The sequence below is a fragment of the Amycolatopsis sp. cmx-4-61 genome, assembly GCF_046548775.1.
Taxonomy (GTDB): domain Bacteria; phylum Actinomycetota; class Actinomycetes; order Mycobacteriales; family Pseudonocardiaceae; genus Amycolatopsis.
The window spans coordinates 209,057-229,298 of sequence record NZ_JAEBEI010000008.1; the positions used below are offsets into that span (position 1 = coordinate 209,057).

At 72.4% G+C, this 20,242-nt stretch carries 17 protein-coding genes; 12 read left to right on the plus strand and 5 right to left on the minus strand.

What is annotated here, in order from left to right; all coding sequences use genetic code 11:
- Nucleotides 1-29 precede the first annotated feature (29 nt).
- Nucleotides 30-1,697: a GGDEF domain-containing protein gene (locus ACLJOU_RS23825; RefSeq protein WP_410570013.1), complete on the minus strand. Its 1,668-nt coding sequence runs from the start codon at nucleotides 1,695-1,697 to the stop codon at nucleotides 30-32.
- Nucleotides 1,698-1,825: 128 nt separating this feature from the next.
- On the opposite strand from ACLJOU_RS23825, the gene ACLJOU_RS23830 reads away from it, so the two are divergent.
- Together ACLJOU_RS23830 and ACLJOU_RS23835 are read left to right on the plus strand one after the other, a co-directional pair.
- A complete protein-coding gene (locus tag ACLJOU_RS23830; protein ID WP_410570015.1) occupies nucleotides 1,826-2,173 on the plus strand; it encodes an ArsR/SmtB family transcription factor in 348 nt (115 codons plus the stop codon).
- Complete coding sequence (locus ACLJOU_RS23835; protein ID WP_410570017.1) at nucleotides 2,170-2,805, plus strand: SRPBCC family protein; 636 nt, start codon at nucleotides 2,170-2,172, stop codon at nucleotides 2,803-2,805. The genes ACLJOU_RS23830 and ACLJOU_RS23835 overlap by 4 nt, the downstream gene beginning before the upstream one ends.
- Before the next feature lie 207 nt (nucleotides 2,806-3,012).
- Here the strand turns inward: ACLJOU_RS23835 and ACLJOU_RS23840 are convergent, their stop codons facing one another.
- Nucleotides 3,013-3,366, minus strand: coding sequence for a PASTA domain-containing protein (locus ACLJOU_RS23840; protein ID WP_410570019.1), 354 nt, complete (start codon nucleotides 3,364-3,366; stop codon nucleotides 3,013-3,015).
- Between the two features lie 63 nt (nucleotides 3,367-3,429).
- Between ACLJOU_RS23840 and ACLJOU_RS23845 the strand changes: the two genes are divergently transcribed.
- From ACLJOU_RS23845 to ACLJOU_RS23865, 5 genes are all read left to right on the plus strand, one after another.
- A complete protein-coding gene (locus ACLJOU_RS23845; protein WP_410570021.1) occupies nucleotides 3,430-5,001 on the plus strand; it encodes a deoxyguanosinetriphosphate triphosphohydrolase family protein in 1,572 nt (523 codons plus the stop codon).
- Nucleotides 5,002-5,264: 263 nt separating this feature from the next.
- Nucleotides 5,265-8,180 carry a S8 family serine peptidase gene (locus ACLJOU_RS23850; RefSeq protein WP_410570023.1) on the plus strand — a complete coding sequence of 972 codons (2,916 nt, stop codon included), beginning with the start codon at nucleotides 5,265-5,267 and terminating at the stop codon, nucleotides 8,178-8,180.
- A 111-nt stretch (nucleotides 8,181-8,291) separates the two neighbouring features.
- The gene (locus ACLJOU_RS23855; RefSeq protein ID WP_410570025.1) at nucleotides 8,292-8,942 is read left to right on the plus strand and encodes an acVLRF1 family peptidyl-tRNA hydrolase; all 651 of its coding nucleotides are present in this window, start codon (nucleotides 8,292-8,294) and stop codon (nucleotides 8,940-8,942) included.
- Nucleotides 8,943-9,093: 151 nt separating this feature from the next.
- Nucleotides 9,094-10,722, plus strand: coding sequence for an ABC-F family ATP-binding cassette domain-containing protein (locus tag ACLJOU_RS23860; RefSeq protein ID WP_410570027.1), 1,629 nt, complete (start codon nucleotides 9,094-9,096; stop codon nucleotides 10,720-10,722).
- A gap of 178 nt (nucleotides 10,723-10,900) precedes the next feature.
- On the plus strand, nucleotides 10,901-11,110 hold the full coding sequence (locus tag ACLJOU_RS23865; protein WP_003071237.1) for a helix-turn-helix domain-containing protein: 210 nt from the start codon (nucleotides 10,901-10,903) through the stop codon (nucleotides 11,108-11,110).
- Here ACLJOU_RS23865 and ACLJOU_RS23870 read toward each other — a convergent pair.
- Both ACLJOU_RS23870 and ACLJOU_RS23875 read right to left on the minus strand, forming a co-directional pair.
- Nucleotides 11,097-12,467, minus strand: a complete 1,371-nt coding sequence (locus ACLJOU_RS23870; RefSeq protein WP_410570030.1) for a glycosyltransferase 87 family protein — start codon at nucleotides 12,465-12,467, stop codon at nucleotides 11,097-11,099. The two genes, ACLJOU_RS23865 and ACLJOU_RS23870, sit on opposite strands and share 14 nt — an antisense overlap.
- Before the next feature lie 45 nt (nucleotides 12,468-12,512).
- Nucleotides 12,513-13,367, minus strand: a complete 855-nt coding sequence (locus tag ACLJOU_RS23875; RefSeq protein WP_410570032.1) for an LLM class flavin-dependent oxidoreductase — start codon at nucleotides 13,365-13,367, stop codon at nucleotides 12,513-12,515.
- A gap of 71 nt (nucleotides 13,368-13,438) precedes the next feature.
- Between ACLJOU_RS23875 and ACLJOU_RS23880 the strand changes: the two genes are divergently transcribed.
- A complete protein-coding gene (locus ACLJOU_RS23880) occupies nucleotides 13,439-13,870 on the plus strand; it encodes a MarR family winged helix-turn-helix transcriptional regulator (RefSeq protein WP_410570033.1) in 432 nt (143 codons plus the stop codon).
- Between the two features lie 99 nt (nucleotides 13,871-13,969).
- Entirely contained in the window at nucleotides 13,970-15,841 is a 1,872-nt protein-coding gene (locus ACLJOU_RS23885; protein ID WP_410570035.1) for an ABC transporter ATP-binding protein, read from the plus strand.
- A 202-nt stretch (nucleotides 15,842-16,043) separates the two neighbouring features.
- On the opposite strand, the gene ACLJOU_RS23890 is transcribed toward ACLJOU_RS23885, so the two are convergent.
- Complete coding sequence (locus ACLJOU_RS23890) at nucleotides 16,044-16,772, minus strand: SIS domain-containing protein (protein ID WP_410570036.1); 729 nt, start codon at nucleotides 16,770-16,772, stop codon at nucleotides 16,044-16,046.
- A 115-nt stretch (nucleotides 16,773-16,887) separates the two neighbouring features.
- Here ACLJOU_RS23890 and ACLJOU_RS23895 point away from each other — a divergent pair, with 115 nt between their 5' ends.
- The 3 genes from ACLJOU_RS23895 (at nucleotide 16,888) to ACLJOU_RS23905 (ending at nucleotide 20,231) form a co-directional block, all read left to right on the plus strand.
- Nucleotides 16,888-17,580, plus strand: a complete 693-nt coding sequence (locus tag ACLJOU_RS23895; RefSeq protein WP_410570038.1) for an alpha/beta hydrolase — start codon at nucleotides 16,888-16,890, stop codon at nucleotides 17,578-17,580.
- Between the two features lie 96 nt (nucleotides 17,581-17,676).
- Nucleotides 17,677-18,933: a class I SAM-dependent methyltransferase gene (locus tag ACLJOU_RS23900; RefSeq protein ID WP_410570039.1), complete on the plus strand. Its 1,257-nt coding sequence runs from the start codon at nucleotides 17,677-17,679 to the stop codon at nucleotides 18,931-18,933.
- Nucleotides 18,934-19,022: 89 nt separating this feature from the next.
- Nucleotides 19,023-20,231 carry an LCP family protein gene (locus ACLJOU_RS23905; protein WP_410570041.1) on the plus strand — a complete coding sequence of 403 codons (1,209 nt, stop codon included), beginning with the start codon at nucleotides 19,023-19,025 and terminating at the stop codon, nucleotides 20,229-20,231.
- Nucleotides 20,232-20,242: the final 11 nt, after the last annotated feature.

The following is a 20,242-nucleotide window of genomic DNA, read 5'->3' on the forward strand; positions in this document are numbered from 1 at the left end:
CACGCGCCCCAAGCGCCTTGGGGGCGCTGCTAGCCCGCGGCGGCCTGTAAGCCGCGGGTTCCGATGCCGCGCAGCACTTCCACCCGCTCCGAACCCGGGCGGCTCAGCACCCAGCTCGACCCCGGGACCGCCTTCGCGCGCTTCTTCAGCGGCGCCAGCAACCGCGAAACCTCCTGGTACGAGCCGATCGCGCCGCTCGCGCAGACCAGCGTCGCCAGCGACACCGTCACCGGCAGGCCGTCGGCCGACCAGTGGCGGTCCAGCAGCGCCGCCGCCACCGTCGCAATCTCGTCGACGTCGCACACCACCAGGAAGTCGTCACCGCCCACGTGGCTCACCCGCATCCGGCGCAGGCCGCCGGCGAGGTCGGTCAGGGCCGCGCCCAGCTCGCGGATCAGGTTGTCGCCCGCCGCGAAGCCGGCCGTGTCGTTGACCGCCTTGAAGGCGTCGATGTCCAGCCAGGCCGCCACGAACGGCTCGCCGATCGTGATACGGCGGCCCACGTCACGGGCGACCGTGTCGCTGCCCGGCAGCCGCGTCAGCGGGTTCAGCGCCGCGGCCGCCTCGACCTTCGCCTCGGCGACGCCGCGGACCACCTCGGTCACCAGCACCACGCCGAGGCAGCGGCCGAGTTCGTCGACCACCACCACGTCGTCGCCGGTGCGGCCCCAGTCGGCGTCGGTCACCAGCTCGAGGAACTCCATCGCGCCCGCGCGGGCCTCGATCGTGTGCGGGGTGTCGGCCAGCCGCGCCGCCGGGCGCTTCGCGTGCAGCGCGTGCCCGTACGGACCGGTGACCGCGACCAGGAACCGCGTCCGGTCGACCGACCAGCGCGGCCGGTTCAGCTCGTCGACGCCGACCACGCCGCTCGGTGCGTCGGCCGCCGCGAGCACCGCGCGGACTTCGTCGCAGGTCGCCGCTTCCGGCAGCGTCGTCGCCGGGCGGAGGAAGTCGCCGACGCACGGGGCCGGTGCCGCGGCCGCGGGCCGCCCGCGCGTCAGCAGCGCCGGCGCGGGCCCGGCCGCGGTCGGCGGCGCGAGGAGGTGCCCTTGCGCGATCCGGACGCCGAGGCCGCGGACGGCGTCGAGCTGGGCGTCGGTCTCCACGCCGGTCGCGACGAGCCGGGTGCCGGTGCGGTTCGTGTAGTGCAGCAGCGCCTCGACCACGGCGGCCGACGCCGGGTCGTCCGGCAGCCCGCGCAGGACCGTCCGGTCGAGCTTGACCATGTCGATCGGCGCCTCGACGAGCAGGCCCAGCGGCAGGTCGCCGCGGCCCAGGCCGTCGAGCGCGAGCCGGAAGCCGAGCTCGGTGAGCTCCCGCATCCCGGCGAGCGCGCGGCCCGCGGGCAGCGGCGCGAACGGCGGGCCGATCTCCAGGACGACGTCGCGGGTGCGGCGGCCGGCGTCGCCGAGCTCTTCGAGCAGGTCGTCGTACATCGCCTGCGGCGCGGCCAGGGTGCGGGCCGAGAGGTTCAGGTGCAGGGGCAGCGACGTCGGGTGCTCGGCGTCCTGCCGGACGGCGGCGATCGCGAGCCCGAGGTCGGCCTCGGCCAGCCTGCCTTCGCGGCGCGCCTCGGCGAGCAGCTCGGGGACGGTTCCGCGGCCGGGCCTGGCCAGCGCTTCGTGCGCCACCACGCCGCCGGTGTGGAGGCTGTACAGCGGCTGGAAGGCGAAGCGGACCGCGCGTGGCGACTTCACGGCCCCGATCGTCGCGGCTCCCGCGGCGAAGCGGAACCGATGTCGTCTGATGTTCACCGAGGGTTACCACCATCGGCGTACCTGTTTCAGCGTTGACTTATATAAGTGACGACTTGTAGCTTGGCCGGGTGCACGCGTTCGACGTCCTCGGTGACCCGGTCCGCCGCCGGATCCTCGAGCTGCTGGCCGACGGCGAACGGGCCGCCGGCGCGGTGACCGAGGTGATCCGGGCCGAGTTCGGCATCTCGCAGCCGGCCGTCTCCCAGCACCTGAAGGTGTTGCGGGAGAACGGCTTCGCCGTCGTCCGTCAGGACGGGACCCGGCGGCTGTACGCGGTCGGGCACGCCCCGCTGCGTGACGTCGACGGCTGGCTCGACCGGTTCCGCCGGTACTGGACGCCGCCGCTGGACGCGCTGGCCACCGAAATCGCCCGCGGCAAGCGCGAGCGCCGCCTCAACCAAGGAGAAGGTTCGTGATCGACGTCAGCCACCAGATCAGCGCCGTCCGCCGGACGCTCGGCGACCGGGTGCTCGAGGGGAAGGAGGCCCGCGTCCTCACGATCAGCCAGGTCTACGACACCGACCTCGCCGACCTGTGGGACGCCTGCACGAACCCCGAGCGCATCCCGCGCTGGTTCCTGCCGGTCAGCGGCGAGCTCGAGGTGGGCGGGAAGTACCACCTGGAGGGCAACGCGGGCGGCACGGTCGAGCGCTGCGACCCGCCGAAGAGCTTCGCGGCCACCTGGGAGTTCGGCGGCAACGTCAGCTGGATCGAGGTGCGGCTGACGCCCGAGGGGGAGGGCACCCGGTTCGAGCTGGAGCACGTGGCCCACATCGACGACCGCTGGGAGGAGTTCGGCCCGGGCGCGGTGGGCATCGGCTGGGACGGCGCGCTGGTCGGCCTGGTCCTGCACCTGCGCGCGCCGGGCACGGCGGTCGACCCGGAGGCGGCGATGTCCTGGATGATGTCGCCCGACGGCATCCGGTTCATGACGGCGTCGGGCGAGGCGTGGTACGAGGCCGACGTCGCGGCGGGTGCGGACCCGGCCGCGGCCCGCGCAGCGGCCGACCGCACCCTGAAGGCGTACACGACCCCGCCGGAGTCCTGACCCACGGCAGTGTCGTCCCCCCAATCACGAGTGATGCCCCTTCAATCACGCGAGATACCCCTCCGATCACGGGTGTGCCCCCTCGCCGCACGGACAGCCGCCGGCGCCGCCGGGCGTCATCCGTGACGGAATGGGCATCACGTGTGATTGGAGGGCCATCACGTGTGATTGGGGGGACGACACGTGTGATTGAAGGGACGACACGGGTCAGCGGTCGGTGTACTTGACGGCGGTCAGGGTGATCACCGTGTCGGGGGCGACTTCGGTGCCCGCGGCGGGGTTCTGGCCGGTCTGGACCCAGTTGCGGTCGATCACCAGCGCGCGGCCCTGGCCGGTGCCGTCGACCTCGCGCAGGTTGTAGAGGCCGGCTCGCTGCATCGTGTTTTGGGCGTCCTGGTGGTTCATGCCGGAGACGTCCGGGACCTTGATGAGCTTCGCCGCGGTCGTGGTCGAAGCCGAGGTCCTCGTGGGGGTCGCCGTGCCGGGGCTGCCGGCCGGGGCGCCGCACGCGACCGGGGCGAAGGCGAGGACCGCGACCGCGGTCACCATTCGTCGGGACATGCCTGCGGGGTACCCCCGCGCCTGCCCGCCGTTCAGGTGAACCTGGCGGATAAGGTCGGGCGCATGGATCAGGGCAGCGAACACACCGACCCGCGGGCCGCGCGGCGCGATCCCGTGGCGAACGTCGGCGGGTTCACCGACCTGGCGACCAGCCCGTTCCGGATCGACCGCGACCGGATCGCCGCGTCGCCGTTCTTCGCGCGGCTCGGCGGCGTCACGCAGGTCGTCAGCGCCGGCGGGGCCGGGCTGCTGCACAACCGGCTCACCCACAGCCTGAAGGTCGCGCAGGTCGCGCGCGCCATCGCCGAGCGGATCACCAGCGGGCCCGACGCCGGCCTCGCCGACAAGCTCGGCGGCTGCGACCCGGACGTCGCCGAGGCCGCCGCGCTCGCCCACGACCTCGGGCACCCGCCGTTCGGGCACCTCGGGGAGCAGACGCTCGACCGGATCGCCCGGCACCGCTTCGGCCTCGCCGACGGCTTCGAGGGCAACGCGCAGACGTTTCGGATCATCACCACGACCGACGTGCGCGGGCCGTCGGCCATCGGGCTCGACCTGACCACCGCGGTGCGCGCCGCCGTCCTCAAGTACCCGTGGCTGCGGCTGCACCACCCCGCTCCGCACCCGTCGGAACTGGCCGTGCCGCCCCGCGGCGCGGGCGAGCCCGGCGACCTGCCCGGCACCGGCGCGGCGAAGTTCTCCGCCTACGCCACCGAACTCGACGACTTCGAGCAGGCCCGCGCGGCCTTCGCCGGCCGCGTCGAGGGCTGGCAGCAGACCGTCGAAGCGTCCGTGATGGACACCGCCGACGACATCGCCTACGCCATCCACGACCTGCAGGACTTCCACCGCATCGGCGTCCTGCAGCACGCGCCGGTCGCGGCGGAGCTGGGGGAGTGGCTCGAGCACGCGCTCGAACTCGTGTCCCTGGACGACGAGACGCTGAACGCCGACCTGCGCCGCCCCGGCCGGTCGCTGGAACGCCTCCGCCGCCGCATGCACGCCAAGGACGCCTGGATCGTCGACGACGACGCGTTCGCCGCCGCGGTCGCGCGGGTGCGCGCCGAGCTGGTCGACGGCTTGCTGGCGGGCGAGTTCGACGGCTCGATCGAGGCGGAGCAGGCGACGGCGGCGTTCTCCGCGAACTGGACGGCCCGCCTGGTCGACGGCGTGTACCTGCTGCCGGCGCCGTCGACGCGCACCGGGCACGTCTCGCTGCGGCCCGCCCAGTGGCACGAGGTCCAGGTGCTGAAGTTCGTGCACCGCCGGTTCGTGCTGCTGCGCCCGGACCTCGCGCTGCACCAGCGCGGCCAGGCCGGCTTGGTGACGAGCCTGGTCGACGCGCTCGACGCCTGGCTGCTCGACCGCGACGAGGTTTCCCGCCTGCCGCGCCGGCTGCACGACCTGGTGGAGCTGGCCCGCGCCGAGTACGCGGGGCTGGCGCGCACGGCGCCGGAGCTGCTGGTCGGTGCGACGGGTGAACCGGTGACGGGGGCGGACGCGGTCCGCGGCCTGGCGCGCGGCCGGGCGGTGGTGGACTTCGTGGCGTCGCTGACGGACAAGCAGGCGGTGACGCTGCTGGACGCGTTGTCCGGACGGGCCACGCAGCCGTGGTCGGATTCCTTCGTGCTCTGAGCGGGCGGCGGGGGCGATTGTGGACTCCCGGTCCGTGGACCCCCTTGCGGCCGGGCGGTTGTCCGGTAGGTGTCCGGTGACCGGTTCGCCACTGCGCTGAACGGCCTACGTCATCCGGCCCATTCGGGAAATTATCCGTCCTTTGTCACTCGAACGGCTGATGTTTACGAAGAACTCGCGGGACTTAGCTGGATCCAGCCGGTGATCACCGGCGATCGGTCAGCGTGAGTCGGGGCACGCGCCTGGAGAATCGGAGGGCGCCCGTGCGTCGTACCCGTTCCAACAGATCGAGAACCACCGTCCTGACCGCCGGGGCCGCGGCACTGCTCGCCGCCCTCGGCCTCGTGTCGCCGCCCGCCGCGGGCGCCGCGACCGCGTCCACACCGGACAGCTTCAGCGAGACCGCGCAACAGCAGATCGCCGCCCTGCAGGCGGTGAAGGCGGGCCGCACCGCCACCGAGTCCAAAGTAGACAGCAAGCTGCTGGTCGCCGAAAAGGGACTGGGGAAGCAGCTGAACGCGCTGCAGTCCGGCGTGAGCGCCGGCGGCACCGTCGTCGTCGACATCCGCGCGAGCAAGGTCTCGCCGGACCTGCTCGCCGGGCTCACCAAGGCCGGGGCGGGCATCCGCGCGGTGTCCGACCGGTACGGCAGCGTCCGCGCCGAGCTCCCGGTCGGCAAGGTGAGCGAGATCGCCGCGCGCGGTGACGTCAAGCGCGTCGAACAGGCCGACCAGGCGATGACCGCCCGTGAACTGGCCGCCCCGGCGACGACGGGCAAGGAGCAGAGCCCGGCCGAAACCAAGCAGCAGAAGGCCGACCGCATCGCCGGCGAGCTGCAGAAGGTTCTCAGCGCCAAATCGCGGCGCAGCGCCGCCGCGGCCGCACCACTGGTCAGCGAAGGCGACCGCGCGCACAACGCCGACCTCGCCCGCCAGCAGTTCGGCGTCACCGGCGTCGGCGTGAAGGCGTGCGCCCTGTCCGACGGCGTCGACTCCCTGGCCGCTTCCCAGGCCAAGGGCGAACTCCCGCCGGACGTCGATGTCATCGCCGGCCAGGAGGGCGACGGCGACGAGGGCACCGCGATGCTCGAGATCATCCACGACCTCGCGCCCCGCGCCGCGCTCGGCTTCGCCTCGGCGTTCAACTCCGACGCCAGCTTCGCGGACAACATCCGCAAGCTGCGCTTCGAGTCGCACTGCGACGTCATCGTCGACGACGTCATCTACTTCAAGGAATCGCCGTTCCAGGACTGGATCATCGCCCAGGCCGTGAACGACGTGACCGCCGACGGCGCGCTCTACTTCTCCTCCGCGGGCAACGAAGGCAACGTCGCCAGCGGCACCGCCGCGCACTGGGAGGGCGACTTCGCCGACTCCGGCAAGTCTGTCGGCAAGTTCGCCGGCACCGCGCACAACTTCGCCGGCGCGGCGGGCAACCAGATCTACGAGCCGATCTCGAACGCGTCCTCGGCCGGTGTGCCGGTGACGCTGCACTGGTCGGACCCGCTCGGCGCGTCCGCCAACGACTACGACCTCTACCTGCTCAACTCCGCGGGTGCCGTGGTCAGCTTCAGCCAGAACGTCCAGGACGGCACGCAGGACCCCTACGAGATCCTGCAGACGCCCACGTTCGGCGGCACCGGGCTGCGCCTGGCGGTCGTGAAGTTCTCCGGCCAGAACCGCTACCTGTCGCTTTCCGCGCTGCGCGGCCGCTTCTCCGACTCCGCGGACGGGCTCAAGGCGTACAACACCCCGGGCGTGACGGTCGGCCACTCGGCCGCGCGGGACGCCTTCAGCGTCGCGGCCGCCCCGGCGGCCAAGGCGTTCGGCCGGGCCCTGGAGCCGGGCGGCCCGGCCAACCCGGCGGGTCCGTACCCCGGCTCGTTCAGCGGCGCCACCAAGGCCGAGCGGTTCACCTCCGACGGTCCGCGCCGCGTGTTCTACGAGGCGAACGGCACGCCGATCACCCCGGGCAACGTCTCCTCGACCGGTGGTGAGGTCCGGAACAAGCCGGAGATCACCGCGGCCGACGGCGTGCAGACCAGCGTGACCGGGTTCAACCCGTTCTTCGGCACCTCGGCCGCCGCCCCGCACGCGGCCGCCATCGCCGCGCTCGTGCTGTCCGGCAACCCCGGCCTGCCGCCCGCGGAGGTGCGCGAAGCGCTGATCAACACCGCGGTCGACATCGAGACCCCGGGCCGGGACAACTTCACCGGCGCCGGCGTCATCCTCGCGGACAAGGTGCTGGCCTACACCGGCGCCAGCCCGCAGCCCCTCGCGGTGGCCAAGCAGCCGACGGTCACCCCGGCCGACGGCGGCTCGGCGCTCGACCCGGGCGACACCGCCAAGGTGACGCTGCCGGTGACCAACGACGGCGACGGCACCGCGGTGTCGACCAGTGTCGTGCTGACCAGCCCGACCCCGGGGGTCACGGTGGCGCCGCGGGCCAAGTCCTACGGCACCATCAGCCCGGGACAGACCGGCGTCAACGACTTCACCATCACCGTCCCGGCGAGCCAGCAGCTCGGCGTGCCGGTGGTGCTGAACGCCCGCGTCACCTTCGCCGGCTCGCACTCGCCGACGACGTCGACGTTCTCGCTGCCGGTGGGCACCCCGTCGCCGGTCGCGCAGGACTTCGCCTACACCGGCGCGCCGGTGGCGATCCCGGACAACAGCCCGGTCGGGGCGTCGGTGACCATCCCGGTCAGCGGGGTCGGCCGCGCGTCCAGGGTGACGTTCTCCGTGGACGGCACCACGTGCAGCACCGACCCGGCGTCGACGACGGTGGGCCTGAACCACTCGTACGTCGGTGACCTCGTCGGCACGCTGACCGCGCCGTCGGGGGCGAAGGCGACGGTGTTCCAGCGCAACGGCGGTTCGGGCAAGAACCTGTGCCAGGTCGTCTTCGCCGACGACGCGGCGACCGCGTTCAGCACGGTCACCTCGGCCAACGCGCCGTTCACCGGCACCTGGCGGCCGGCGCAGGCCCTGACCGGCAACCTCGCCGGCGCGGCCGCCGACGGCACGTGGACGTTCGGCGTGGTGGACGCGGCCGGCGGCGACACCGGCTTCATCCGCTCGGTCGCCCTGCACATCAACGGGTTCGTGCAGCCCCCGGCGGCCGGAGCGCCGTCGAACGTGCGGGGCGTGACGAACAACGGCCCGGTGCACCCGCTGTAGTTCAAGCGCCCCAAGGCGGCCTTCGGTGCGTGTGACGCACCGAAGGCCGCCTTGGGTGCGTCTGACGCACCGAAGGCCACATTGGGGCGCTCGGGGCCGTAGCGTGGGGTCGTGGCGAAGCCGAGGGAAGTCGCGGGTGGTGGGCGCGCGGTCGAGGTGCCGCCCGAGCGCCTGGCGGGCTGGTTCGAGCGGTTCGCCGAGCGGCACGGCGGGATCACGACCACCTCGGGCACCGGGGACGAGGTCCGCGTGACCACCGCCGACGGCACCTCCGCGACCGCCGCGGTCCCGTTCGGGCCACTCGGAGAACCGTCCGTGGCCGGGCTGGTCGCCCACGCGCTGGTGCCGCGGCGCGTCGCGCTCGTGGTGGTGCGGAGGGGCGGGCACAGCGTCGGCATCGCGCGGGACGGCCGGATCGAGGTCTCGCGCACCGACCGGCACCTCGTGCAGGGCCGGTCCGCCGCGGGCGGCTGGTCGCAGCAGCGCTTCGCCCGGCGTCGCGCGGGGCAGGCCCGGCACGCGCTCCAGGACGCGGCCAAGGACGTCTTCGAAGTGCTCGTGCCGCGGCTGTCCGAAGTGGACGCCGTCGTGCTCGGCGGTGACCGGCGCGCCCTCGGCGAGCTGGGCGAGGACCGCCGGCTGGCGCCGCTGTTCGCCCGGGCCGAACCGCGGGTGCTCGACGTCGGCGAGCCGAGCTACGCCGTGCTCGAAGACGCCGCCGTGCGGGCGCTGTCGGTGCAGGTCACGCGGCGCGACGGGTGAGACCGCACACGTCCGGAAAATCCCGTCGACACCGCCCCGTACACTGGGCTCCGTGGATATCCAGCTGGAGTGACGCCGCGGCCCGAGCGGCCGCCCGACGCTGTCCTCTTCAAGCGCTGTCCTCCGTACACCCCTGCCACGGGAGTTTCCCTTGATCACGGCCACCGGCCTCGAGCTGCGCGCCGGCTCGCGCATCCTGCTCAACGGCGTCACGCTCCGCATCCAACCCGGTGACCGCATCGGTCTCGTCGGCCGCAACGGCGCGGGGAAGACCACCTCGCTGAAGGTCCTCGCCGGCGAAGGCGAGCCGCACGCCGGTGAGGTCCGCCGCACCGGCGAGCTCGGCTACCTGCCACAGGACCCGCGCGAAGGCGATCTGTCCGTCACGGCGAAGGACCGCGTGCTGTCCGCGCGCGGTCTGGACAAGCTGATGCGCGACATGGAGAAGGCGCAGGCCTCGATGGCCGAGCTCGTCGACGAAGCCGCGCGCGACAAGGCCATCAACCGCTACGCCCGGCTCGAAGAGCGCTTCGCCTCCCTCGGCGGGTACGCGGCCGAGAGCGAAGCGGCGCGGATCTGCTCCAACCTGGGCCTGGCCGACCGCGTCCTCGCGCAGACGCTGCAGACCCTCTCCGGCGGGCAGCGCCGCCGCGTCGAGCTGGCGCGGATCCTGTTCGCCGCGGCCGAGGCGGGCGCCGGCGGCAAGTCCGAGACGATCCTGCTGCTCGACGAGCCGACCAACCACCTCGACGCCGACTCCATCAACTGGCTGCGCGGGTTCCTCAAGCAGCACGACGGCGGCCTGGTCGTGATCAGCCACGACGTCGAGCTGCTGGCCGACGTGGTCAACAAGGTGTGGTTCCTCGACGCCACCCGCGGCGAGCTGGACCTGTACAACATGGGCTGGCAGCGCTACCTCGACGCGCGCGCCACCGACGAGAAGCGCCGCCGCCGCGAACGCGCCAACGCCGAGAAGAAGGCCTCGGCGCTGCAGCAGCAGGCCGCCAAGCTCGGGGCGAAGGCGACGAAGGCGGTGGCGGCCAAGAACATGGCCCGCCGCGCCGAGCAGATGCTGTCCTCGCTCGAGGACACGCGGCACGCCGACAAGGTCGCCCGGATCAAGTTCCCCGAGCCCGCGCCCTGTGGCCGCACGCCGCTCACCGCCGAAGGGCTCTCGAAGTCCTACGGCTCACTGGAAATCTTCACCGGCGTCGATCTCGCCATCGACCGCGGTTCGAAGGTTGTCGTACTCGGGCTGAACGGCGCGGGAAAGACGACTTTGCTCCGGTTGCTCGGCGGAATGGAAACCCCGGACACCGGATCCGTCGTTCCGGGTCACGGATTGCGCTTGGGCTATTACGCTCAGGAACACGAAACTCTTGATCATGAAGCGTCGGTGTGGGAAAACATCCGACATCTCGCTCCGGACACCGGCGCGCAGGAGTTGCGGAACCTGCTCGGCTCCTTCCTCTTCACCGGCGAACAACTCGACCAGGCCGCCGGCACGCTTTCCGGCGGCGAGAAGACCCGGCTCGCCCTGGCGGGCCTGGTCTCCAGTGCTGCCAACGTGTTGCTGCTCGACGAGCCGACCAACAACCTGGACCCGGCCAGCCGCGCCCAGGTCCTGGACGCCCTGCGCAGCTTCTCCGGCGCCGTCGTCCTGGTGACCCACGATCCGGGCGCGGTCGAGGCGCTGGAGCCCGAACGGGTCATCCTGCTGCCCGACGGCACCGAGGACCATTGGTCGGCGGACTACCTCGAGCTTGTCCAGCTCGCGTGAGGCGTGCGTCCATTCGGGTGCAAGATCGCTGACCGCAGAGCACTGGAATGGCCCAATGTGATCGCAATTTCGGCTGTTTCCCGGCTGTCGTCTGGCATTCCGGCGCTCAGTGTTCGATCATTGCCCCGGCAGGGGCCGATATGTGGCCCAGAACACTCTCGGCGGGAAGGCGATCGACGTGGCTGATCTCAAGAAAGGCGCGCGGATCACCGGCAACACGCGCGACAAGCTGGCCGCTGACCTGAAGAAGAAATACGAGAAGGGCTCGAGCATCCGGGCGCTCGCGGAGTCGACGGGGCGGTCCTACGGGTTCGTCCACCGGGTGCTGTCGGAGTCCGGGGTCCAGCTGCGGGGGCGCGGCGGGGCCACCCGGGTCAAGAAGAAGTAGAAGTCGCGGACTGCTGCGCGGGGGGCGCAGCGGGAACTTCGGCCGCGCGGAACGCCAGGTGGGCCCCGAGCAGGACCAGCGGGTACACCAGGTAGCCGTACCGGGTGGCCGGGGTGAGCAGGATCAACGCGCCGAGTCCGACGGCGGTGCGCAGCAGCGCGCCGGAGCCGTTCGCGGGGGGCCGGCGCACCAGCCAGACCACCATGGCCACGGCCGCGGCGCCGACGAGCACGAACGCCGCGACCTGACCGACCGGCCCGGTCCCGGCGATCAGGTGGCCCGGCAGCGGACTGGCCGCGGGCGACCGCACGACGCCCATCCCGAGCGGGAACCGGAAGACGTGCTCGACGAACGCCGCCGGATCGACCAGGTACACCGGCAGGTGCAGGGCGGCCGTCGTCGCCAGCAGTGCCGCCGCGAACCGGCCCAGTGCCGCCCAGTCGGGGCCTGCTTTGGAGCGAACACCGCCGCGGCGCACCAGCACGAGCACCGCCAGTACCGCGGCCGCGGGCGCGACGATGAGCTTCGCGCTGACGACCAGGGCCAGCACCAGGCCCGACCAGGCGGTGCGCCCGGTGGCCGCGAGCGCGCAGCTGAGCACCAGCAGGCCGACGATCGCCAGGTCCGGGCCGGCCACGGCCCAGGTGAGCGCGGTGAGCGGGCAGGCCAGCGCGAGCTGGGCGGCACCGACCGGCACCCGGGGCCACTTCAGCAGCTTCAGCGTGCCCAGCACGCACGCGCAGGCGGCCAGCGCGAACATCCAGCGGGCGTCGGTGAGCGCGTCGGTCAGCGGCGTGCCGCCGAACAGCGCCCGCGGCAGGCCGAACACCGCCATGACCGGACCGTACGGTGTGTAATCGTTTACCACGGGCGCGCGGCCGAGCGCGGTGACGTCGACGTACGGCGTTCCGTGGTGCAGCAGCAGATCCGCGGACCGCTCGATCACCCAGACCTCGGGCTGCGCGGCCCACGAGACCGGCGTGATCAGCCAGTCCACCCCGGTCAGGCGGCGGATCACGAGGAGGGCCAACGGGAGGATCATCCCCAACAGGGCGACCGCGGCGATGCCGCACCAGCGTGAACCGGCTGCGCCACGCGGCGTACGGCCGCGGCGTGCGGACAGCAGCAGGTATCCGCTGTGCACCGCGCCGAAGCCGTACGCCACCGTCGCGAAGTTGCCCCAGACGCGGTAGCCGTAGAACTCGGACACCAGGGCCGTCGGCAGCGCGAAAGCCAGGCAGGCCAGGTAGAACCCCAGGTCCCAGCGCAGCGGGGCGGCCTCGGAAGTGCGTGACGGCGCCGTGAAGAGCCGGGCCGCACGCCGCCATGCGGGCGCCTGGCCCACCTCCGTTCCCACGTCGCCAGGCTACCGAGGGGACTGCTGCCCGGTTCAGCCGACGTCTCAGCCGACGTCGCGCAGGCGGGGAAGCAGCTTCGCGGCCGCTTCGGACGCCGCGACGACGTCTTCGCGGCCGGTGGGCATCAGGACCAGTTCGGTGAACCCGGCGTCGACGTAGCCCTGCGTGAGGCGCAGGGCGCTGTCCGCATCGGACGGGAGCCGGAACTGGACGGCCCGGCGGATCGACGCCGGAGCACGGCCCACGGCGGCGCAATGCGCGTCCAGCACGCGCGAAAGCCGTTGCAGTTCGGCGATTTCCGTGCCGAGCAAGGCCGCGTTCAGCCAGACGTCGGCGTGCTCGGCGACGACCCGCAGGCCGCGCTTTTCCCCGCTGCTGCCCAGCCACAGCGGGGGTTTCGGCCGTTGGACGGGCTTCGGGTCGCTGATGGCGCCGGTCAGGGTGTAGTGGCGGCCGTCGTACGAGGTCACCGGCTCCGTCCACAGCAGACGGAGGATTTCGCAGGTCTCGGCCAGTCTGGCGACGCGTTCCGCCGCGGACGGCGTGGGCGTGCCCATCATCGTGTCGGTCATCGTGTCGCCGCCGGCGCCGAGGCCGACGTCGAGGCGGCCGCCGGAGAGGTGGTCGACGGTCGCGGCGATCTTGGCGAAGGTGCCCGGGTGCCGGTTGGTGTTGCCCGAGACCAGGCAGCCGATCCGCACGCGCTTCGTCGCTTCGGCCATCGCGGCCAGCAGGCTCCAGCCGTCGAAGACGTCGCCGGTGCGGTCGGGGCCCATCGGGGCGAGGTGGTCGAAGACCCAGCAGCCGTCGAAACCGGCGTCGTCGGCGATCGCCCAGATCTCGCGCAGTTCGGTGACGCCGAGGTGCTGCTGCGGTGGCTTGAGACCGATCGTGGTCACGGGAACTCCTGATCATCAGTTATAAAAATCATCAGTAAGACTGACGATCAGCATAGGTGTAGAGTCGATCCATGTCCAGCGCGCCCCTCGCCGTGACCCAGCGGCTCGGCTACCTGCTCAAGCACGCGCAGCTGCGGCTCGCCGAGCTGGCCGAGCCGCTGTACGCCCCGCTCGGTATCACCGGGCGCCAGCTCGCGCTGCTCGTCCTCTTCGGTGACGGGCCGGCGCGGTCGCAGCAGGACGGCGCGGCGCGGCTCGGCATCGACCGGACGACGATGGTGGCCCTCGTCGACGAACTGGAGGCCAAGGGGCTGGTCCGGCGGGAGGTCGCGCCGGGGGATCGCCGCAAGCGCCTCGTGGTGCTGACCCCGGAAGGGGAGCGCGTCCGCGAGGCGGGGGAGGAAGTCACGCGGCAGGCCGAGGGGCTCCTGCTGGAACCGCTCTCCGCCGAGGACGCCGAGCGGCTGCGTGCCGCCCTGCACCAGGTCGTTCGCGGCGGGTGAACGGCATCGGGAAGCAAACGGACAGCGAGGGCGTTGTCCAGGTCATATCCGGCGAAAACCTCGGCTAAGCTAGAGGTTTCGACACCCTGGGGGTTTCCCGTGGACAACATGTGGGGGCTGTGGAGCTCGGCGATGCGCGCCGGCGACGCGCCGAAGGCGCTCACCCGCGGCACGCTGAAGCGCGTCGCCCGCTTCGCGCGGCCGCACTGGCGGCGCCTGCTGGCCTTCCTCGTGCTCACCGTCGTCTCGGCCGTCCTCGCCGTGACGACACCCGTGCTGGCGGGCAAGGTGGTCGACGCGATCGTCGGCGGCCACGACGTCAAGGTCGTCGTCTGGCTCGCGGTCGTGATCGGCGCGCTGGCGATCGCCGACGCCGGGTTCGGGCTGATCGAGCGGTGGCAGTCCGCGCGCATCGGCGAGGGCATCATCTACGACCTGCGGCGTGCGGTCTTCGAACACGTGCAGCGCATGCCGATCGCGTTCTTCACCCGCACCCGCACCGGTGCGCTCGTCTCGCGGCTCAACAACGACGTCATCGGCGCGCAGCGGACGTTCACCGCGACGCTGTCCGGGCTGGTCACCAACGTCATCCAGCTGGCGCTCTCGCTGGCCGTCATGCTCACGCTGTCGTGGCAGGTCACGCTGATCGCGCTGGTGCTGCTGCCGATCTTCGTCATCCCGGCGCGCCGGCTCGGCCGCCGGATGGCCGGGCTGCAGCGGGAGGCCGCGAACCTCAACGCCGGCATGACCACGCAGATGACCGAGCGGTTCTCGGCGCCGGGCGCGACGCTGGTGAAGCTGTTCGGCCGTCCGGTGCAGGAGGCGGACGACTTCGGGGTACGGGCCGGGCGGGTGCGGGACATCGGCGTCCGGACCGCGATGCTGACCCGCTGGTTCATGACCAGCCTGACCCTGGTTTCGGCGCTGGCGCAGGCGCTCGTGTACGGCCTGGGCGGGTACCTGGCGCTGACCGGCAGGCTCGCGCCGGGCACGGTCGTCGCGCTGGCGCTGCTGCTGACCCGGCTGTACGCGCCGCTGACCGCGCTGGCCAACGTCCGGGTCGACGTCATGACGGCCCTGGTGTCGTTCGAGCGGGTCTTCGAGGTCCTGGACCTCAAGCCGATGATCGAGGAGAAGCCCGCCGCGCGTTCGCTGACTCCCGCGGGCGGGGTTTCGGTCGAGTTCTCCGACGTCCGCTTCGGGTACCCGGCGGCGGACAGGTACTCGCTCGCGTCGCTGGAGGACGTCACCACGCTCGACCACCGCGGGGGCGAGGAGGTGCTGCACGGCATCTCGTTCCGGGCCGAGCCCGGGCAGATGGTCGCGCTGGTCGGGTCGTCGGGCGCGGGGAAGTCGACGATCGCGTCGCTGCTGCCGCGGCTCTACGACGTCGACGCCGGGTCGGTGCGGCTGTCCGATGTGGACGTCCGGGACCTGACTTTCGCTTCGCTGCGGGAAACCGTCGGCGTCGTCACGCAGGACGGCCACCTCTTCCACGACACGATCCGCGCCAACCTGGCGTACGCGCGCCCGGAGGTCACCGACGACGAGATCTGGGAAGCCCTGGAGCGGGCCCGGCTGGGTGAGCTGGTGCATTCGCTGCCCGACGGCCTCGACACGACGGTCGGCGAGCGCGGCTACCGCCTCTCCGGCGGCGAGCGGCAGCGGCTCACGATCGCGCGTCTCCTGCTGGCCCAGCCCAAGGTCGTCATCCTCGACGAGGCAACCGCCCACCTCGACTCGGAGTCCGAGGCGGCGGTCGGCGAGGCCCTGACCCACGCCCTCGCGGGCCGCACGGCCCTGGTCATCGCCCACCGGTTGTCGACGGTCCGCGCGGCCGACCAGATCCTGGTCCTGGAACACGGCGAGATCGTCGAGCGCGGCACCCACGAAGAGCTCCTCGCCGCGGGTGGCCGCTACGCGACCCTCCACGCCACCCAGTTCGCCGACGAGGAACCCGCCATCGCGTGATCGAACGGTCAGCACGCGTGATTGCCGAGCCAACTCACGTGATTGAAGGGTCGACACGATATCGGCGCCGTGTCGACCCCCCAATCACGCGTGTCGACCCTCCAATCACGCGTGTTGACTTCTGGATCACGCGTGTTGACCGTGGCTGCGTTCTCATCGAAGGTCGCGCGCGCCCGCTCGGACGCCAGTGCTTTCCGGCGGACTACCGCAGGCGGGGGACGATTTCCCCGTACTTCGCCAGCAGTGCGGCGTTGGCCTCGTCGCCACCCTCCACATTGGAGCTTCGCCACAGCGGGACGTCGAGACCTTCGGCGGTCCCGCGGTCGTAGACCTGGGCCAGCACGAGGTTCCAGAGGAACGCGTTGACCACAGTGGACAACGGGGCGGTGCGCGGGGCGTCCGCCGGGTAGCTCGCGTCGCCGGGGAGGACCAGCGAGTCCAGCACGACCGTGCCCTGCTCGACCAGCGTGCTCGACGACCGCCGCGGTGCCGCGGCCACGCACGCCCGCGACGTCACCGCGATCACCGCCGCACCGCGCTGGCGCGCCTCGATGCACAGCTCGACGGGGTAGGGGTTGACGCCGGAGGTCGAAAACACCACCAGGACGTCGTCCGGCCCCGGCGCGCGCTCGGCCAGGACCTCCGCGGCCAGGCCGCTGCGCCGCTCGGTCTGCGTGCTGGGCACCGCGCCGTGCAGCGGGAGCAGGTCGGGGTGGTACAGCGGGTAGACGCAGGCCAGCCCCCCGGCCCGGTAGAACGTCTCGGCGACCGCGGCCAGCGAGTGCCCGGCGCCCGCGGTGTAGACCAGTGCGTCCGCCCGGATCACCCCCAGCACCAGGTCCGCCGCGGCCCGCACCGCGTCGGCGTTGGCCTCTTGGACGTCCGCCAGTTGCCGGGCGACGCTGCCTGCGATGTCCGTGGCGCTCACCACACCCACCCTTCCGTCGGGGATCGGCCGCCGAATCTACCGTGCGGACCACTTCGCACGGTGGAATAGCCGGGTGGGGGCCGAGGTTGACCCGGGAGCGGGGAACAGGAGGACACGGGTGGGCGAAGCAGATCCGGCGGTGTCGGTGTGGCCCGCGCGCGGGCGCACGCGGGCCGTGGTGCTCGTGCTGCACGGCGGCGCGGAGCGGGGAACCGGCAGCGTGGCGCCCTGGAAGCTGGCCTACCTGCGGATGGTGCCGATCGCGTACGCCCTGCACCGGGCCGGCTCCGGGGACGGCGTCGAGGTGCGGCTGCTGCGCAACCGGCGGTACGGCTGGAACGCCCCCGCCGAGGACCCGGTCGAGGACGCCCGCTGGGCCCTCGAGCGCATCCACGCCGACCACCCCGGCCTGCCGGTCGTGCTGGTCGGTCACTCGATGGGGGCACGGGTGGCGCTGCGGGTGGCCGACGACCCGGCCGTGCGCGGGGTCTGCGCCCTGGCGCCGTGGACGCCGCGGGGCGAGCCGGTCGACGCCGTCGCCGGGCGCTCGGTGCTCATCGTGCACGGCACCCGCGACCGGATGACCAGCCCGGCGGAGTCGCACGCCTTCGCCGAACGGGCCGCCCGGGTCGCCGCCCGCGTTGCCCGGTTCGAGATCGCGAACGAAGGCCACGCCATGCTGCGCCGGGCCCGGGTCTGGACCCGGCTGACGGTGGCGTTCGCCATGGAGCTGCTCGCCGGGGACGACGGCGGAGCGCTGCGCGGCGCCTGGGCCGCGACCGGGCCGGGACGGCTGCGGATACCCGTGTGAAAGAGCCCCGAACAGGGCATTTCGGCGAAGCGCGCCGCGGGGGTGCGGCGACTAGGATCGATCACCGGCGAACCTGGCCGGCCGGAGGGAGTACCCGTGACCACTTCGAGCGCTGACCGGGCGTCGGCCCGGGCCGTCCCCGACGGGACCCGGTGGCCGGGCCTGGCCACCCCGCCGCACTCGGCGGTCCGCGCGCGGATCGCCGCCGCGCTGTTCCGCCACGCGGTCCGCCCGCTCGACGTGCGGGTGACCTTCCCGGACGGCACCGTGCTCGGCGCCGGCGGCCCGGAAGCACCCGAACTGCGGATCCTGCGGCCCGCGGCGTTCTTCCACCGCCTCGGTGTCGACGCGAAGATCGGCTTCGGCGAGTCCTACATGGCCGGTGACTGGACCGCCTCCGACCTGGCCGACGTGCTGACGCCGTTCGCCGAGCGGATGGCCACCCTCGTCCCGCCAGTGCTGCAGAAGTTCCGCCGCCTCGCCGAGCGGACGCAGCCGCCCTCCGAAGAGAACACCCTCGAGGGTGCGCGGGCCAACATCCACCGGCACTACGACCTGTCCAACGACCTCTTCGGCACCTTCCTCGACAAGTCGATGACGTACTCCTCCGCGCTGTTCGCGCCGGGCGACGACGACCTCACCGCCGCGCAGCACCGCAAGATCGACAGCGTGCTGGACTACGCCGGCGTCCGCGACGGCAGCGAAGTCCTCGAAATCGGCACCGGATGGGGTGAACTCGCCATCCGCGCGGCCGCCCGCGGCGCGCACGTGACGTCACTGACCATCTCGGAGGAGCAGCGCGCGCTGGCCACCGAACGCATCGCGGCCGCCGGGTTGTCCGATCGCGTCGAAGTGAAGCTGTGCGACTACCGCGAGTCGAGCGGCCGGTACGACGCCGTGGTCAGCGTCGAGATGATCGAGGCCGTCGGCGCGTCCTACTGGCCGGAGTTCTACCGGGTGATCGGCGAGCGGCTGCGCCCCGGCGGGCGGTTCGGCCTGCAGGCCATCACCATGGACCACGACCGGATGCTGGCGGCTTCGCGCGCCTACGGCTGGATCCACAAGTACATCTTCCCGGGCGGCCTCATCCCCTCGGTGCGGTCGATCGAGGAGGGCGTCAAGGCGAACACCCGGCTCAAACTGGCCGGGATGCGCGAGTTCGGCCAGGACTACGCGCGCACGCTACGGTGGTGGCGCGAACGGTTCCTGCACCGCTGGGCCGACATCGCCGGGTTCGGGTTCGACGACGTCTTCCGCCGGATGTGGGAGTTCTACCTGGCCTATTCCGAGGCCGGGTTCCGGTCCGGGTACCTCAAGGTCCACCAGTTCGGCTACGAGGCAACCGGCCGGTAACCGCAACCCGACCCCGGTGCCGGGCGTCCTCCTTCCGAGGACGTGCGGTGTACTGACGGCGACAGATTTGTCCGGATCGGGATTGGGTGATGGTGATGACGTACCGTGGCGACGACGGCGGGCGCCGGATGCCGCCGCCCCGGCCGCCCGCCGGCCGTTCCCGGGACCACCAGCGCGCGCAGATGATGCCGCTGCCCGGGCGGGGCCGCAGCCCGTACGACGAGCGCACCCGCCCGATGGGCACCCGTGAGCCGGAGTACGCCCCGCCCCCGCCGCCGCGGCAGGACCCGCCGCGCCGTCCGGTCGACGACTACCCGCCGTCCCGGCCGCCGCGCCGGCGCCGCTGGAGCATCGGCAAGGTCCTGGGCGCGCTGGTGCTGGTGTTCGTCGTGTTCCTCGCCGGCATCTGGGTCTACCTCGAGTTCTCGATCAAGCGCGTCGACGCGCTGGCCGACTACTCCGGCCGTCCGGTCGCGGCGTCGGGGACGAACTGGCTGATCGTCGGCTCGGACAGCCGGGAGGGCCTGACCGAGGCGGACGAGGAGCGGCTCGCCACCGGCGACGTCGCCGCGGCCGGCGGCGGCCAGCGCACCGACACGATCATGGTCGCGCACCTGCCGGACAACAGCACCAAGCCGACGCTGCTGTCGCTGCCACGCGACTCGCAGGTGTCGATCCCGGGGCACGGCAAGAACAAGATCAACGCGGCGTTCTCGCTCGGCGGCCCGAAGCTGCTCGCCCAGACCGTCGAAGGCGCGACCGGCCTGCACATCGACCACTACGCGGAGATCGGCTTCGGCGGGTTCGCGAAGATCGTCGACGCGATCGGCGGCGTCGAGATGTGCATCGACAAGGACATGGACGACACGATGACCGGGATCAGCATCAAGGCCGGCTGCCCGCAGACGCTGGACGGCCGCGAGGCGCTGGGCTTCGTCCGGATGCGCCACAGCTCGGCGACCCCGCGCTCGGACCTCGACCGCGTCGCCAACCAGCGCAAGTTCATCGGCGCGCTGGTCAGCCAGATCGCGAGCCCGGGCACGCTGCTCAACCCGTTCGACTTCTTCCCGCTGCTGTCCTCGGCCCCGGACGCACTGACCATGGACTCGGGCGACCACGTGCACAACCTCGCCGGCCTGGCGATCGCGATGCGCGGGATCTCCTCCGGCGGCGTGGTGACCACGACGGTGCCGGTGACCAGCGGGTCGGCGGAGAACTGGGACAAGGCCAAGTCGAAGCAGCTGTTCGACGCGCTGAAGAACGACACCGAGGTGCCCGACAGCGTCATCGTGAATTAGTTCGCGCCCGA

Excerpts from the sequence above, each read along its gene's own strand:
- ACLJOU_RS23840 (WP_410570019.1), bottom strand. The coding sequence starts at position 3,366 with ATGTCCCGACGAATGGTGACCGCGGTCGCGGTCCTCGCCTTCGCCCCG.
- ACLJOU_RS23845 (WP_410570021.1), top strand. The coding sequence starts at position 3,430 with ATGGATCAGGGCAGCGAACACACCGACCCGCGGGCCGCGCGGCGCGAT.
- ACLJOU_RS23880 (WP_410570033.1), top strand. The coding sequence starts at position 13,439 with ATGTCCAGCGCGCCCCTCGCCGTGACCCAGCGGCTCGGCTACCTGCTC.
- ACLJOU_RS23905 (WP_410570041.1), top strand. The coding sequence starts at position 19,023 with ATGGTGATGACGTACCGTGGCGACGACGGCGGGCGCCGGATGCCGCCG.